This is a genomic window from Nocardia sp. FBN12, assembly GCF_050320175.1.
GTDB lineage: Bacteria > Actinomycetota > Actinomycetes > Mycobacteriales > Mycobacteriaceae > Nocardia.
In genome coordinates, this window is record NZ_CP190048.1 from 912,492 (window position 1) to 927,954 (window position 15,463).

Annotated in this window: 12 protein-coding genes; all 12 read left to right on the plus strand. The window is 69.5% G+C overall.

Annotated features, from left to right (window positions below; translation table 11 throughout):
• The first annotated feature begins 69 nt into the window (after window positions 1–69).
• A complete protein-coding gene (locus ACQHI0_RS04625; protein WP_427906684.1) occupies window positions 70–498 on the plus strand; it encodes a DUF3040 domain-containing protein in 429 nt (142 codons plus the stop codon).
• Between the two features lie 401 nt (window positions 499–899).
• Window positions 900–1,331 carry a division/cell wall cluster transcriptional repressor MraZ gene (gene mraZ / locus ACQHI0_RS04630; protein WP_056816815.1) on the plus strand — a complete coding sequence of 144 codons (432 nt, stop codon included), beginning with the start codon at window positions 900–902 and terminating at the stop codon, window positions 1,329–1,331.
• 196 nt (window positions 1,332–1,527) lie between these two features.
• Window positions 1,528–2,526 (plus strand): 16S rRNA (cytosine(1402)-N(4))-methyltransferase RsmH, encoded by a 999-nt coding sequence (rsmH, locus tag ACQHI0_RS04635; protein WP_427906685.1) that lies wholly within the window; start codon window positions 1,528–1,530, stop codon window positions 2,524–2,526.
• A complete protein-coding gene (locus ACQHI0_RS04640; protein WP_427906686.1) occupies window positions 2,523–3,563 on the plus strand; it encodes a hypothetical protein in 1,041 nt (346 codons plus the stop codon). The genes rsmH and ACQHI0_RS04640 overlap by 4 nt, the downstream gene beginning before the upstream one ends.
• The gene (locus ACQHI0_RS04645) at window positions 3,560–5,434 is read left to right on the plus strand and encodes a peptidoglycan D,D-transpeptidase FtsI family protein (RefSeq protein ID WP_427906687.1); all 1,875 of its coding nucleotides are present in this window, start codon (window positions 3,560–3,562) and stop codon (window positions 5,432–5,434) included. The genes ACQHI0_RS04640 and ACQHI0_RS04645 overlap by 4 nt, the downstream gene beginning before the upstream one ends.
• A 195-nt stretch (window positions 5,435–5,629) precedes the next feature.
• Window positions 5,630–7,210: a UDP-N-acetylmuramoyl-L-alanyl-D-glutamate--2,6-diaminopimelate ligase gene (locus tag ACQHI0_RS04650; protein ID WP_427906688.1), complete on the plus strand. Its 1,581-nt coding sequence runs from the start codon at window positions 5,630–5,632 to the stop codon at window positions 7,208–7,210.
• The gene (locus ACQHI0_RS04655) at window positions 7,207–8,700 is read left to right on the plus strand and encodes a UDP-N-acetylmuramoyl-tripeptide--D-alanyl-D-alanine ligase (protein ID WP_427906689.1); all 1,494 of its coding nucleotides are present in this window, start codon (window positions 7,207–7,209) and stop codon (window positions 8,698–8,700) included. The genes ACQHI0_RS04650 and ACQHI0_RS04655 overlap by 4 nt, the downstream gene beginning before the upstream one ends.
• Entirely contained in the window at window positions 8,697–9,773 is a 1,077-nt protein-coding gene (gene mraY, locus ACQHI0_RS04660) for a phospho-N-acetylmuramoyl-pentapeptide-transferase (RefSeq protein ID WP_427906690.1), read from the plus strand. The genes ACQHI0_RS04655 and mraY overlap by 4 nt, the downstream gene beginning before the upstream one ends.
• A 50-nt stretch (window positions 9,774–9,823) precedes the next feature.
• On the plus strand, window positions 9,824–11,260 hold the full coding sequence (murD, locus tag ACQHI0_RS04665; protein ID WP_427909081.1) for a UDP-N-acetylmuramoyl-L-alanine--D-glutamate ligase: 1,437 nt from the start codon (window positions 9,824–9,826) through the stop codon (window positions 11,258–11,260).
• Window positions 11,261–11,407: 147 nt separating this feature from the next.
• The gene (ftsW, locus tag ACQHI0_RS04670; protein ID WP_427909082.1) at window positions 11,408–12,784 is read left to right on the plus strand and encodes a putative lipid II flippase FtsW; all 1,377 of its coding nucleotides are present in this window, start codon (window positions 11,408–11,410) and stop codon (window positions 12,782–12,784) included.
• 49 nt (window positions 12,785–12,833) lie between these two features.
• Window positions 12,834–13,946, plus strand: a complete 1,113-nt coding sequence (gene murG, locus ACQHI0_RS04675; protein ID WP_427906691.1) for an undecaprenyldiphospho-muramoylpentapeptide beta-N-acetylglucosaminyltransferase — start codon at window positions 12,834–12,836, stop codon at window positions 13,944–13,946.
• Window positions 13,943–15,463 carry a UDP-N-acetylmuramate--L-alanine ligase gene (gene murC, locus ACQHI0_RS04680; RefSeq protein ID WP_427906692.1) on the plus strand — a complete coding sequence of 507 codons (1,521 nt, stop codon included), beginning with the start codon at window positions 13,943–13,945 and terminating at the stop codon, window positions 15,461–15,463. Before murG ends, murC begins: the two co-directional genes overlap by 4 nt.

Genomic DNA, 15,463 nt, shown 5'->3' on the forward strand with positions numbered 1-15,463 from the left:
GCCGCCAAGGTCGGCTACCCGTCGCCTACCCGGAGGCGACCAGCCACGCCTAGTGCCGGGGGAGGTACCGTGCCACTCTCCGAGCACGAGCAGCGCATGCTCGAACAGATCGAGAGCGCTCTCTATGCTGAGGATCCGAAGTTCGCCTCGTCCGTCCGCGGCGGACGTCTTCGCTCCACGTCGAGTCGACGCAGACTCCAAGCTGCGGCGTTGTTCGCCGTCGGCCTTTTTCTGCTCGTCGCCGGCATCGCCGCCCCGTTCAAGCCGGGCGGTTTCCCGATCATCAGTCTCGTCGGATTCATCGCCATGTTCGGCGCTGGTGTCCTGCTGATGATCGGCAACTCGCGTCACGCCGCCCGACCGGACGCGACCGAGCCTCCCGCTGCGGGCAGCGGCCCGTCGAGCGGACCCACGGCCCGCGGCGGTCGCCAGCGCAAGTCCGGCGGCTTCTCCGAGCGAATGGAAGACCGATTCCGGCGAAGGTTCGAGCAGGAATAGCTCAGACCTAGCTGGTACGAAGGCGGCGCCACACCCACCACCGGGTGTGGCGCCGCCTTCGTGCGTCTGTGCGCCCGCCGCCCTGATGGCCAACGGGCAGGGCGGTTCCCCCACCTTCCCCACCGCGCCCCACGCTTCCCCCACCAGCTCGCGCGGGCTGGGTCGCACCTGCGATGTTTGCTGAACGTTGTCGGAACGAGGGGTTGCCGACCCGCGCGGGTCGCCCGAACACGGGATAACCGCGAATCTCAGTGATAGCTGGAATGACCTGCGGAATTGTGTTGGCGGGGAGCAGGATCACTCAGGGTTTCGATTGAAAGTGGGGGAAAGTGGGGTAATGTGGGTCGCGCACTACAGGAGAGGCCGTACGGCGAGGTGAATCCAGTAGGGAGGTGGCCGGGATGTTCCTCGGTACCTACACCCCCCGATTGGACGACAAAGGGCGGCTGACGTTGCCTGCGAAGTTTCGAGACGATCTGGCGGGAGGGTTGATGGTCACGAAGGGCCAAGACCACAGCCTTGCCGTGTATCCCAAAGACGAGTTCACCGCGCTCGCGCGGCGAGCGGCGTCGGCGTCCCGAAGTAATCCGCAGGCAAGGGCTTTCGTTCGAGCGCTGGCGGCGGGCACCGACGAGCAACGTCCGGACGCACAGGGCCGGATCACGCTGTCGCCGGACCATCGGCGCTATGCGAACCTCTCGCGGGATTGCGTGGTGATCGGTTCGGTCGACTTCCTCGAAATATGGGATAAGCAGGCGTGGGAGACCTACCTCGAAGAACACGAGGAGGACTACGCGCAAGCCGGAGACGAGTCGCTGGGCGGAATCTTCTGACCCGGAGCACGCGAGTGCTGCGAGGCCTCTGCCCGGGCGTGGACCCTGACGTACTTCCCCGACGCCAGGTGCCTTGCCCCGGTCAGAGACCTCGAAGCATTCGCAGCACCAACTCGTTCGACAAGCACTCATTCGAAAAGCACTGTGTGGCAAGGCGACCCGTCTGCGACGCGAGGCAGTATCCCGGGAGGTCGAGGTGAACCATGACGCCGAGAACCCCCGTCATGTGCCGGTCCTGCTCGAGCGCGCCGACGATCTGCTCGGCCCGGCGCTGAGCGAACCGGGCGCCGTCTACCTCGACGCGACCCTCGGATTGGGCGGTCACGCAGAGCATTTCCTGCGCACCTACCCGCAAGCGCGCCTGGTCGGTCTCGACCGCGACACCACCGCGTTGCGCATGGCAGGCGAGCGTCTGGCGCCCTACGCGGACCGGATCACGCTGGTCCACACCCGTTATGACGGCATCCCCGCGGCACTGGCCGAAGCGGGACTCGACGAAACCGGTTCCGTCTCGGCCGTCCTGATGGACCTCGGGGTGTCGTCGATGCAGCTCGACGAGGCCGAACGCGGCTTCGCCTACTCCGTCGACGCACCGCTGGACATGCGGATGGACCCGACCACCGGCATCACCGCCGCCGACGTGCTCAACACCTACAGCCACGGCGACCTGGCCCGGGTGCTGAAAACCTATGGCGACGAACGGTTCGCGGGCAAGATCGCCTCGGAGGTGCTGCGCAGGCGGGCGGTCAAGCCGTTCAGCACCAGCGCCGAACTCGTCGAGGTGCTCTACGCGAGCATTCCGGCCGCGGCGCGCCGCACCGGCGGACATCCGGCCAAGCGCTCGTTCCAGGCGCTGCGGGTGGAGGTCAACGGTGAGCTCGACTCGCTGCGGGCGGCACTGCCCGCGGCACTGGATGCACTGCGGGTGGGCGGACGGATCTGCGTCATGTCGTATCAGTCGCTCGAAGATCGGCTGGTCAAACACGAACTCGCGCCACGGATCGTGTCCCGGTCCCCGATGGACCTGCCGGTCGAACTGCCCGGCATGGGACCGGAATTCACGATGCTCACCCGTGGCGCGGAAAAAGCGACCGAAGCCGAGATCGAGGTCAATCCGCGATCCGCGCCGGTGCGGATGCGCGCGGCCGAACGAATCGCGGAGAGGTCAGGGAGGACACAGGAGGGGAAACGATGAGCGTGCGGACGAGCACAATCGCGGTGCCGAGCAAGACCGCTCGGCGCGTGGAGGCGGCCGAACGAGTGAAGTCCGGTGCGGCACAGCGGGCCTACGCCCGCAAGCGCACCAGGGAGCAGTTGCTCGACGGCATCGAGCTGCCCGAACAGGCATCGACGATGGCGGGGCGGATCCCGTTCGTCACCGCGATCATCGGTTTGCTCGGCTGCGGCCTCGCCCTCACCCTGTTGCTCACCACCCGCGCCGCCGAGGACAGCTACCAGCTCGGTGACGCCAGGGCGGTCAACCGCAAGCTCGACGACGAGCGGGCCGCGCTGCAGCGCGAGGTCGCCGCCGCTGACTCGGCCCCCGAATTGGCCGCCCGCGCACGCGAACTCGGCATGATCCCCGCGAAGGATCCGGCCCGGCTGGTGATCGGCGCCGACGGCGAGGTGAGCGTGATCGGTAACCCGACGCCCGCCCAGGGTGCGCCGGTGCCGCCGCTGAACGGCCCGCCGACCACCACGCCGAACAGCCCTGCGCCCGGGCACGCCCAGGCGCAGGGGGAGCGGGTGGTGCCGGTCCAGCCGGGCGCGGCCACGGCCAGTCCTGCCGCGCCCACCAGTGTTCCGGCGAACGTGCTCGCGTCACCGGCCGCCCCGGCCGCGAATACACCGCAGGCTCCGGCGGTGTCGCCGCAGCCCGCGGCCGCGCCGGCGCCGGCTCCGCTCGCCCCGGTCGAAGCCACTGTCCCCGACCCCGCGAACGGCCAGGCTCCGGTCCAGGCGCCCGCGGCGGGCAACGGCGAGGTCCTCGCGCCGACGGACGGCGGTGCTCCGCTCGCCCCGGCGACGGTGCCCGATCGAGTCGACGTCGCAGGTCAGGGTGAACCTCTCGCCTCGGCCGACACGCCGCCGCCCGCACCGGGTGTCGTGGCCGACCCGGCCGGTGCGCCGTTACCCGCGGGCGCGGCCCCGACCACCGGCCTACGAGCCCCCGCGGCCGGACCGCCGAGCGAACAGCCACAGGTCGTCGAATCGCCGGACGCTCCCCGATGAAGCGGAGTGGGCCCGCGTCGCAACAGCGACGCGGGCCGGTCTCGTCGAGGGCCCGCGCCGGCTCGCTCTCGCCGGACCGGCCGATCCGCCTTCGCCTCGGTGTCGGCCGGGTCACCCTGCTGGCGACGTTGGCCGTTGTCGCGTTGCAGCTGCTCTACATTCAGAGTTTCGCCGCACCCGCGCTGTCGGCGCAGGCGGCCTCGCAGCGCACCATCAAGGCGACCGAGGCGGCCGTGCGCGGCCCCATCACCGACCGGCACGGCAATCAGCTCGCTTTCACGCTCACCGTGAAAGCCCTGACCTTCCAGCCGGTGACGGAGCGCGAGAAACTGGTCGAAGCCAAGAAGCTCAAGCCGAGCGCACCGGATCCGGAGCAGCGGCTCACCGACATCGCGAAGTTCATCCACGACAAGCTCGGCGCGCCCACCGAGCAGGAACTCCTCGACAAGCTGAAGAGCGACAAGAAGTTCCACTATCTGGCCAAGAACGTCGATCCGCGGGTGGCCGCCGAGATCAAGGAGAAGTTCCCGGAGGTCGGTGTCGAACGGCAGGACCTGCGCGAGTACCCCGGTGGCTCGCTCGCGGCGAATGTCATCGGCGCGATCGGTGGCGACCGGCACGGCCAGATGGGTCTGGAATCGGCACTGGATTCGGTGCTGTCGGGTACCGACGGTTCGCGCACCTACGACCAGGGTTCCGACGGCGCGGTGATCCCCGGCAGCTACCGCGACCTGCAGCCCGCGGTGAACGGCTACGGCGTCGAGCTGACGCTCGACGCGGACCTGCAGTACTACGTGCAGCAGCAGGTGCAACAGGCCAAGCAGGTGTCCGGCGCCTCCTCGGCCTCGGCGGTGGTGCTCGACGCCAAGACCGGCCAGGTGCTGGCGATGGCCAACGACGGCACGTTCAATCCCGCGCTCGGCCCGAATCATTGGGCCTCGGGCAAGATGAACAACCCCTCGGTGGCCGACCCCTTCGAGCCCGGTTCGGTCAACAAGATCGTCACCGCGGCGGCCGCCATCGAATACGGCGTGACCACCCCCGACGAGGTGCTGCAGGTGCCCGGCTCGATCCGGATGTCGGGCGTCACCGTCAACGACGCCTGGCAGCACGACGTCGCGCCCTACACCACCACCGGCATCTTCGGAAAGTCCTCCAACGTCGGCACTCTCATGCTCGCCCAGCGGGTGGGCGAGGACCGGTTCGCCGACATGCTCGATCGGTTCGGGCTCGGTCAGCGCACCGGCGTCGGCCTGCCCGGCGAGAGTGGCGGCCAGGTACCCGCCCGCGATCAGTGGTCGGGTGGTTCCTTCGCGAATCTGCCTATCGGCCAGGGCCTTTCGATGACCACGCTGCAGATGACCGCCATGTACCAGGCCATCGCCAACGACGGCCTGCGGATCCCGCCGCGCATCGTCAAGGCCAAGATCGCCCCCGACGGCAACCGCACCGAGGAACTGCAGCCCGACGGCGTGCGCGTGGTCAGCCCGCAGACCGCGCACACCCTGCGCGAGCTGTTCCAGGCGACCGTCCAGAAGGACCCGATGGGTGTCCAGATGGGCACCGGCGCGCCCGCCTCGATCGAGGGATACCAGGTGGCGGGCAAGACCGGCACCGCGCAGAAGGTTGACCCCGCGTGCCGGTGCTATTCGACCTCGTCGTTCTACAGCACCTTCGCCGGGATGGCACCCGCCGACAACCCCCGCTACGTGATCGGCATGATGCTCGACGCCCCCGTCCGCAGCTCCGACGGCACCGGCGGCGGGTCCGCCGCCCCGCTGTTCCACAGCATCGCCTCCTGGGCGCTGCAGCGTGACCGAGTGCCACCGTCACCGGAGGCCAAGCGGTTGGTGCTCGAGGCAACATCATAAGCGGCTGGCGCCGCTGGTTCTCGGCCCTGTTCCCTCCCTCCGGCTACTCCTTCGTCGCACCCTCCACTCAGTCCAGCGGCGGGCGGGCCGCGAACCACCGAATAACTCAACCCACGTTGTCCGTCCGACACCGCGCGTCGGTAACCTGACTGCTCGTCTCGCCTACGCGCTCGATCACTCTCAGAGAGGAGCCTTGTGCCCGCGCAGTCCAGCCCGCACGCGCTCCGGCCAACCACTCCGTTGTCGACGTCGCTGCAGGCCGTAGCGGACCTCGTCGGCGCCACGACGGCATCCATCGGGGTGACGGTCACCGGCATCGAGCAGCGCTCCAACGCGGTGCGCCCCGGTGACCTGTTCGCCGGGCTGCCCGGCGCGAACTCGCACGGCGCCCGATTCGCCGCCGACGCGATCGCGAACGGCGCGGTCGCCGTGTTCACCGATGCCGCGGGCGCCGAGCTGATCGGTGACGTGGCGGTGCCCGTGCTGGTGCGCGAGCAGCCACGCGCGGTCCTCGGCGAACTCTCGGCCGCGATCTACGGACACCCCAGCGATCGACTGCGCATCATCGGCATCACCGGCACCTCAGGCAAGACCACCACCTCGTACCTGGTGGAAGCCGGGCTGGTCGCGGCCGGACTGTCCACCGGGCTGATCGGCACCATCGAGACGCGGATCGGCGGGCAGCGGGTGCCGAGCGCGCTCACCACCCCCGAGGCGCCGCAACTGCACGCGATGTTCGCCGCGATGGTCGAGCAGGGCGTCGACGCGGTCGTGATGGAGGTGTCGAGCCACGCGCTCGCGCTGGGCCGGGTCGACGGTGTGCGGTTCGCGGTCGGCGCGTTCACGAACCTGTCCCAGGACCATCTCGACTTCCACAAGGATTTCGAGGACTACTTCGCCGCGAAACGTCGGCTGTTCGACGCGGATTCGCCGATCGCCGCGCGCACCGCGGTGATCTGCGTCGACGACGAATGGGGCACCCGCCTGGCCGGTGACCTGGCCGAGCCGGTCACCGTGTCGACCACCGGCGCGGGGACCTGGCAGGTCAGCGGCGACATCAAGACCGCCGGTGGCGAACAGGAATTCACCGCCGCCGGACCCGATGGCGAACTGACGGTGCGCTTGCGTCTGCCCGGCCGCTACAACGTCGCCAACGCCCTCTTGGCCGTCGCCACCTGCGCAGCGGCCGGCGTCGATCCGGCAGTCGCCGCGCCCGCGCTTGCCGTCGTCGACGTGCCGGGCCGGATGCAGCGCGTCGAGCGCGGCCAGGACTTCCTCGCCGTCGTCGACTACGCGCACAAGCCCGCCGCCATCGAATCCGTCGTGACCACCCTGCGCGGCCACCTCACCGAAGCGGGTGTGGGCAGGCTGGCGGTCGTGCTCGGCGCCGGTGGCGACCGTGACGCGGCCAAACGCCCGCTCATGGGCGCCGCGGCGGCCCGCGCCGACCTGCTGATCGTCACCGACGACAACCCACGCACCGAGGACCCGGCGGCCATCAGGTCCGCCGTGATCGCCGGTGCCGGCGAACTCCCGGCCACCGACCGCGGCGAGATCCGCGAGATCGGTGACCGCGCGGCGGCCATCGCCACCGCACTCGCCTGGGCCAGGTCCGGTGACGTGGTACTCGTCGCGGGCAAGGGCCACGAGGCGGGGCAGGAAATCAAGGGCGTCAAGCATCCCTTCGACGACCGCGAGGTAGTCGCGGTGGCGCTGGATGCCCTGCGGACACCACATCGTCCGCACACGGACTCGGAGGACTTGACGGTTTCATGATCGAGATGACACTGCGGGAGATCGCGGACGTTGTCGGCGGCGAGCTCCACGACGTACCCGACCCCCAGGCACTGGTGACCGGTTCGGTCGAATTCGATTCGCGCCGAATCGGTTCCGGCGATCTGTTCCTCGCCCTACCCGGCGTCAACTCCGATGGACACGACTACGCCGCCAAGGCGGTGGCCGCCGGAGCGGTCGCGGTGCTCGCGGCTCGCCCGGTCGGCGTGCCCGCGATCGTCGTCGCACCCGACCTCGGTTCGGTGCCCGCGACCTCGGTCGCGCTGAGCTCCGACGCGGACGGTTCCGGTGCCGCGGTACTCGCCGCGCTGGCCGAGCTGGCGCGCGTGAGCACCGAGCGGCTCGCCGAGCGCACCGGACTCACCGTCGTCGGCGTCACCGGTTCCTCCGGCAAGACCTCGACCAAGGATCTCCTCGCCGCGGTACTCGCGCCGCTCGGTGCGGTGGTCGCGCCGCCCGGCTCGTTCAACAACGAACTCGGCCACCCGTGGACCGCACTGCGCGCGGGCACCGACACCAAGTTCCTCGCCCTTGAACTCTCCGCGCGCGGTCGCGGACACATCGCGGAGCTGGCCCGCATCGCCCCGCCCCGGATCGGCGTCGTACTCAATGTCGGCACCGCCCACCTCGGTGAATTCGGCAGCCGCGAAGCGATCGCGCAAGCCAAGGGCGAGCTGGTCGAAGCACTGCCCGCCGAGGGACTGGCCGTCCTCAACGCCGACGACCCGAATGTCTCGGCCATGGCTTCGCGAACGAAGGCACGCGTGGTGAAGGTGGGCCTGTCCGGCGACGCCGACATCCGCGCCACCGACGTGACCACCGACGACCAGGCCCGCGCCCACTTCATCCTGCACGTCGGCGCCGAATCGATCCCGGTGCGGCTCGCGGTCCACGGCGAACACCAGGTCGGCAACGCGCTGTCCGCCGCCGCCGTCGCCCTCGAATGCGGTGCTGACCTGGCAACCGTCGCCCAAGCCCTGTCCGGTGCCACCGCGGCCTCGGTCCGCCGGATGGACGTGACGACCACCCCTGCGGGCGTCACCGTCATCAACGACTCCTACAACGCCAACCCCGACTCCGTGCGGGCCGCGCTCAAAGCGCTGGTCACCCTCGCGAAGTCGAGCCCGGAACCCCGGCGCAGCTGGGCCGTGCTCGGTGAGATGGGCGAACTCGGCGACACCTCGGTGATCGAACACGACGCGATCGGACGACTGGCCGTGCGCCTCGACGTCGATCGGCTGATCGTGGTCGGCACCGGACGACCCTCCCACGGCATGCACCAGGGAGCGGTGATGGAAGGCTCATGGGGCGAGGAATCGATCCTCGTTCCCGATATCGACGCGGCGATCGCGCTGCTCGACGACGAGATCGCCGCAGGCGATGTGGTACTGGTCAAGGCGTCGAAGGCGGTGGGCCTGTGGGCCGTCGCCGAGCACCTGACCGGGGCAGCGGAAGGTAATACAGCTCGATGAGGCAAATTCTGTTCGCGGCGGGAATCGCACTGGCGGTGTCGATCCTGTTGACGCCGTTGTTGGTTCGGGTATTCGCCAGACAGGGCTTCGGTCAGGAGATCCGGGTCGACGGCCCGGCCAGTCACCAGGCCAAGCGCGGCACCCCCACCATGGGTGGCGTCGCGATTCTGATCGGCATGTGGGCGGGCTACCTCGGCTCGCACCTGATCGGTATCGGCTACGACGCGGAAGGGCCGACGGCGTCGGGTCTGCTCGTGCTCGGTCTCACCACCGCGCTCGGCATCGTCGGCTTCCTCGACGACTTCATCAAGCTGCGCAAACAGCGCAATCTCGGCCTGACCGCCGCGGGCAAGTACATCGGCCAGACCGCCGCCGCGGTCATCTTCGCGGTGCTGGCCCTGCAGTTCCGTAGCCCCGACGGGCTCACCCCCGCCAGCAAGCACCTGTCCTACGTGCGCGACTGGAACACCCTGTCGATGGGCGCGCTGATCTTCGTGATCTGGGTGCTGTTCCTGGTGATCGCCTGGTCCAACGCGGTCAACCTGACCGACGGCCTCGACGGCCTCGCGGCCGGTTCGATGAGCCTGCTGCTCGGCGCGTATGTGATCATCACCTTCTGGCAGTACCGCAATTCGTGCTCCACCAGCCCCGAAGCCGGGTGCTACAACGTGCGCGATCCGCTGGATCTGGCCCTCGTCTGTGCCGCGGCCGCCGCCGCCTGTATCGGATTCCTGTGGTGGAACGCCGCGCCCGCGCGAATCTTCATGGGCGACACCGGTTCGCTGGCACTGGGCGGCCTGATCGCCGGTCTGTCGATCACCACCCGCACCGAGCTACTGATGGCCGTGATCGGCGCGCTGTTCGTCGCCGAGGCGGCCTCGGTGATGCTGCAGGTGGCGGTGTACCGCACCACGCGCAATCGGTTGTTCAAGATGGCGCCGTTCCACCATCACTTCGAGTTGAGTAAGTGGGCCGAAACCACGGTGATCATCCGGTTCTGGATTTTGGCGGGCATCTCCGCCGCAGTGGGCCTCGGCCTGTTCTACAGCGAATATCTGTCACAGGTCGGGTGAGTAGAGACATGGTCGAACACTCGCCCCGCGCCCTGCGTTCCCCGGGCCCGATGCTCGAATTCCTGCGTGGCCGTGACGTTCTCGTCGCCGGTTGGGGCGTCTCCGGACGCTCGCTGATCGAACCGCTGCGCGATATCGGCGCCCACCCGGTGGTCACCGACAACGGCGCCAAGGCACTCGCCGAAGCCGCCGAACTCGGTCTCGAGATCGCCACCAGCGTCGAACTCGAAAGCGCCGACCTGAGCCGGTTCGCGCTCGTGATCACCAGCCCGGGCTGGCGACCGGACTCACCGGTGCTGGTCTCGGCGGTCACCGAGGGCGTGCCCGTCTGGGGTGACGTCGAATTCGCCTGGTGGGTCGATCAGGCCCGCATCTACGGCCCGGTCCGCAAATGGCTGGTGATCACCGGCACCAACGGCAAGACCACCACCACCAACATGACGCACTCGATCCTGCGCGCCGCCGGCATCTCCAGCGTGGCCTGCGGCAATATCGGCCTGCCGATCCTGGACGCGCTGCGCCGCAACCCCGGCCCGCAGGTTCTCGCCGTCGAGCTGTCCTCGTTCCAGCTGCACTGGGCGCCGTCGGTGCGACCCGAAGCCGGTGTCGTGCTCAACGTCGCCGAGGATCACCTGGACTGGCACGGCGGCCTCGATGCCTACGCCGCCGCGAAGGCGCGCGCGCTCACCGGTCGCGTCGGCGTCGTCGGCCTCGACGACCCGGTCGCGGGCGCACTGGCCCGTAAGGCCAAAGCTCGCCGCACGGTCGGCTTCCGGATCGGTGTCCCCGCCGACGGCGAGCTGGGCGTGGTCGACGGCAAACTGCTCGACCGCGCCTTCACCAAGGCCGCGATCCTCGCCGAGACCAGCGACATCAGCCCGCCGGGACCCGCGGGCATCGCCGACGCGCTGGCCGCGTCCGCGCTGACCAGGGCCATCGACGTGGCACCGCAGTTCGTCAAGGAAGGCCTCGCCGAGCACAAGGTGGGCCCGCACCGCACCGCGTTCGTCCGCGAACTCGGCGGTGTCGAGTTCATCGACGACTCCAAGGCCACCAACCCGCACGCCGCGCGCGCCGCGATCATGGCGCACCCGCAGGTGGTGTGGGTGGCGGGCGGTCTGCTCAAGGGCGCCAGTGTCGACGATCTGATCGAGGAGATCGGTGATCGGCTGGTCGGCGCGGTGCTGTTCGGGGCCGACGCGCCGGTGATCGCCGCCGCGATGACGCGACACGCACCCGAAGTCCCGGTCATCGAGCTGGATGCGGGAGACGATGCAGACATGGAGTCGTCGAGATCCCAGCGAGCCGAGGCGGTCATGGGCCGCGCGGTGCGTGCCGCGGCGGGTCTGGCTCGCGCCGGAGATACCGTACTGCTCGCGCCCGCGGCGGCTTCCCTGGACATGTACGACGACTACACCCACCGCGGACGCTGTTTCGTGGATGCGGTGACGGCACTGGAAGATGGTGACATCGGGCGGGCGCTATGACGCACGCGCGCCCGGTGGACCCGCCATCGCCCAAGAGGGGACAACGTGGGTAAAAGCCGGGGCAGCGTGGACGACAAGGGCCGCGGCAGTACTCGCCGCAAGAGTTCGGGGCAGCCGAACTGGGCGGGGGAGCGGTTCGGGGCGTGGTTGGCGCGGCCGCTCGCGTCGTTCCACCTGATCGTCACCATCGCGACCCTGCTCACCGTGCTCGGTCTGGTGATGGTGCTGTCGGCGTCGAGCGTCGAGGCCTATGCCGGTGGCGGTTCGGCCTACGCGCTGTTCGTCCAGCAGGCGATGTTCGCCGCGCTCGGCGCTGTCGCGTTCTATGTGGCGCTGCGCCTGCCGCTGCGGTTCCTGCGCCAGTGGTCGTTCCCGATCTTCAGCTTGTCGGTGCTCGCGCTGGTGCTGGTGCTCATTCCCGGCATCGGCTCGATCCACGGCGGCGCGCGGCGCTGGTTCGACATCGGCCCGCTGTCGATCCAGCCCTCCGAAGTCGTCAAGCTGACCCTGATCGTGTGGGGCGCGCACCTGCTCGCCTCGCGCCGGGGCGCCCAGCTCAAGGACATCCTGGTACCGCTGGTGCCCGCCGGTCTGCTGGTGTGTCTGCTGGTGGTGCTCGAGCCGAACCTGTCGACCACGATCGCGCTCGGCATCGTGTTGATGGCGTTGCTGTGGTTCGGCGGGCTGCCGGTGCGGTTGTTCGTCGGGATCATGGTGACCGGCGTGGTCGCCGCGTCCGTGCTGGCGCTGTCGGCCGGTTATCGCTCCGACCGGGTGCGCGCGTTCTTCAATCCCGGTGACGATCCGCAGGGCGTCAACTACCAGGCGCGCCAGGCCAAGTACTCCCTCGCCGACGGCGGTATCTGGGGCCGCGGCCTCGGTCAGAGCCGCGCGAAGTGGAGCTACCTGCCCAACTCGCACAACGACTTCATCTTCGCCATCATCGGCGAGGAACTCGGCTTCCTCGGCTGCATGCTGGTGCTGGCGCTGCTGGCCCTGTTCGTCTACACCGGTATCCGCATCGCGTTGCGCTCGGTCGACCCGTTCCTGCGTCTGCTCACCGCCACCGCGACCACCTGGATCACCGCGCAAGCGCTGATCAATATCGGCTACGTCGTCGGGCTGCTGCCGGTGACCGGTCTGCAGCTGCCGCTGGTCTCGGCCGGTGGTTCGTCGCTGGCGATCACGCTGTTCATGTTCGGCATCATCGCCAGCGCCGCCCGGCACGAACCGGAGGCCGTGTCGGCGTTGCAGGCCGGTCAGGACGGCAGATTCAGCAGGCTGCTCCGGCTGCCGGTGCCCGAGGTGTACACCCCGCCGAGCGCGCCGCGAAAGGCCGCCCCGCGCGCCAGAACCGAACGCCCACGTCAGCCACCCCGCCGCCAGCCGCCCGCCGACCGCAGGCGACGCGCGCCGGAGAGCCGCGGCACGAGTTCGCTACGGTCGACAAGAGCGTGGGAGCCGACCTACCCGATGCCACACCGCCCGGTGAAACGGCGGACCGGCGGAGGTAGCGGAACGTGACCAGTGCTTCGCGAGTTTCGATACGACAGAGAGAACGAGGTAGATCCAGGTGAGTAACCCGCGATCCGGGTTGTCGGTGATCGTCGCAGGCGGGGGAACCGCAGGCCACATCGAACCCGCGTTGGCAGTCGCCGACGCGCTGCGCAGACTCGACGATTCGATCCGGGTGACGGCCTTGGGAACCGAACGTGGACTCGAGACGAAACTGGTGCCCGAACGCGGGTACCCGCTGGAACTCATCCCGCCGGTGCCGTTGCCGCGCAAACCCTCTGCCGACCTGCTGCGGCTGCCCGGCCGGGTGCGCGCCTCGGTCAAGGCCACCAGGGCGGTGATCGACGACGTGCAGGCCGACGTGATCATCGGGTTCGGCGGCTATGTCGCACTGCCCGCGTATCTCGCCGCGCGCGGCGGGCTGTTCGGCCGCAAGCGCAAGGTGCCGGTGATCGTGCACGAGGCCAACGCGAAAGCCGGGATCGCCAACAAGGTCGGCGCTCGTCTTGCCGCGAAAGTGCTCGCCGCCGTCCCCGATTCGGGGCTGGCGGGTGCCGAGGTCGTCGGAATTCCGGTGCGCGCCTCCATCACCGAGCTCGATCGTCCGGCACTGCGGGCGCAGGCTCGCGCGCACTTCGGACTGCCCGCCGAGGGCCCGGTACTGCTGGTGTTCGGCGGTTCGCAGGGCGCGCGCAGCCTCAACGAGGCCGTGTCCGGTGCCGCACCGCAACTCGCGGCCGCCGGTGTCTCGGTGCTGCACGCGCACGGCCCCAAGAACACCTTGGAATTACCCGCGGCGCCAGCCGCCGAATACATTGCGGTGCCCTACCTGTCGCGAATGGACCTGGCCTACGCCGCCGCCGACGCGGTGGTCTGCCGATCCGGCGCGATGACGGTGGCCGAGGTGTCGGCGGTCGGCCTGCCGGCCTTCTATGTGCCGCTGCCACACGGCAACGGCGAACAGGAATTCAACGCCCGACCGGTGGTGGCCCAAGGTGGTGGCACAATAGTGGCCGACGCCGAGCTGACCCCGAAATACGTGATCGATGAGGTGATTCCGCTGCTGCTCGACCCCGCTCGACTCGCGCAGATGAGCCGCGCCGCCGCAGGCGCAGGCCATCGCGACGCTGCCGACACGGTGGCCAGGATCGTCACCGAGGTCGCCCGATGAGCGAGCCCGAAGCCGAGCGCGGTGGTTCGATCGCAGGCGAGGCCGCCCTGCCACCCGAACTCGCGCGCGTGCACATGGTCGGCATCGGTGGTGCAGGCATGTCCGGCATCGCGCGCATCCTGCTCTCGCGTGGTGGCCAGGTCTCCGGCTCCGATGCCCGCGAAAGCCGCGGCGTGCTGTCGCTGCGGGCCCGCGGTGCCGAGGTGCGTATCGGCCACGCCGCCGACGCGCTCGACCTGCTGCCCGGCGGCCCGACGGCCGTCGTCACCACATACGCCGCCATCCCGAAGACCAATCCCGAACTGGTCGAAGCGAATCGGCGCAATATCCCCGTCCTGATGCGTCCCACGGTGCTGGCCTCGTTGATGCGCGGGCACAACACCTTGCTGGTGTCGGGCACCCACGGCAAGACCTCGACCACCTCGATGCTGATCGTCACGCTGCAGCACTGCGGCGCCGATCCGTCGTTCGCGGTCGGCGGCGAGCTCAACGAGGCGGGCACCAACGCCCACCACGGCAGCGGTGACATATTCGTCGCCGAGGCCGACGAGTCCGACGGTTCCCTGCTGCAATACGACCCGGACGTCGCCGTGGTCACCAATATCGAATCCGACCACCTCGACTACTTCGGCACCGATGAGGCCTACATCCAGGTCTTCGACGATTTCGCCGACCGGCTCGCTTCCGGCGGCCTGCTGGTGGTGTGCCTCGACGATCCCGGTTCGCGCGCGTTCGCCCAGCGGGTCGCGCCGCGCATGGCCGAACGCGGGATCACGGTTCTCGGTTACGGATCGGGCGATCTCACCGACGCGCCCGTGACCGTCGGAGCGCGGCTGCTCGACTGGCAACCGCGTGACGTCGGCGGCATCGTCGAATTCCAGCTCGACGGCGAACCCACCCCGCGCGCGCTGCGACTGTCGGTACCCGGCAGGCACATGGCGCTCAACGCGCTGGCCGCGCTGCTGGCCGCCCGCGCCACCGGCGCCGATGTCGACGAGATCGTGCAGGGCCTGGAGGGATTCGGTGGCGTGCATCGCCGGTTCCAGTTCACCGGCCGGGAAAACGGGGTGCGCGTCTTCGACGATTACGCCCACCATCCCACCGAGGTCAGGGCGGTGCTCGAGGCCGCCGCGCAGCTCGTCGCCCAGGAAGCGCGTGACGGTGCGCGCCTGCAGCGGGGTCGGGTGATCGTGGTGTTCCAGCCGCATCTGTACAGCCGCACCGCCACTTTCGCCACGGAGTTCGGCACCGCGTTGAGCCTGGCCGACGAGGTGGTCGTGCTCGACGTCTACGGCGCCCGCGAAGACCCGCTGCCCGGCGTCAACGGCGCGCTGGTCGCCCAGTCGGTGACCAAACCCGTGCACTACCAGCCGGATATGTCCAAGGTCGGCAAGCAGGTCGCCGGCCTCGCGGGCGACGGCGACGTGGTGATCACCATGGGCGCCGGCGATGTCACCATGCTCGGCACCCAGATCCTCGACGGCCTGCGGGCCAGGCCGCAGCAGGGCGGCCGGTGA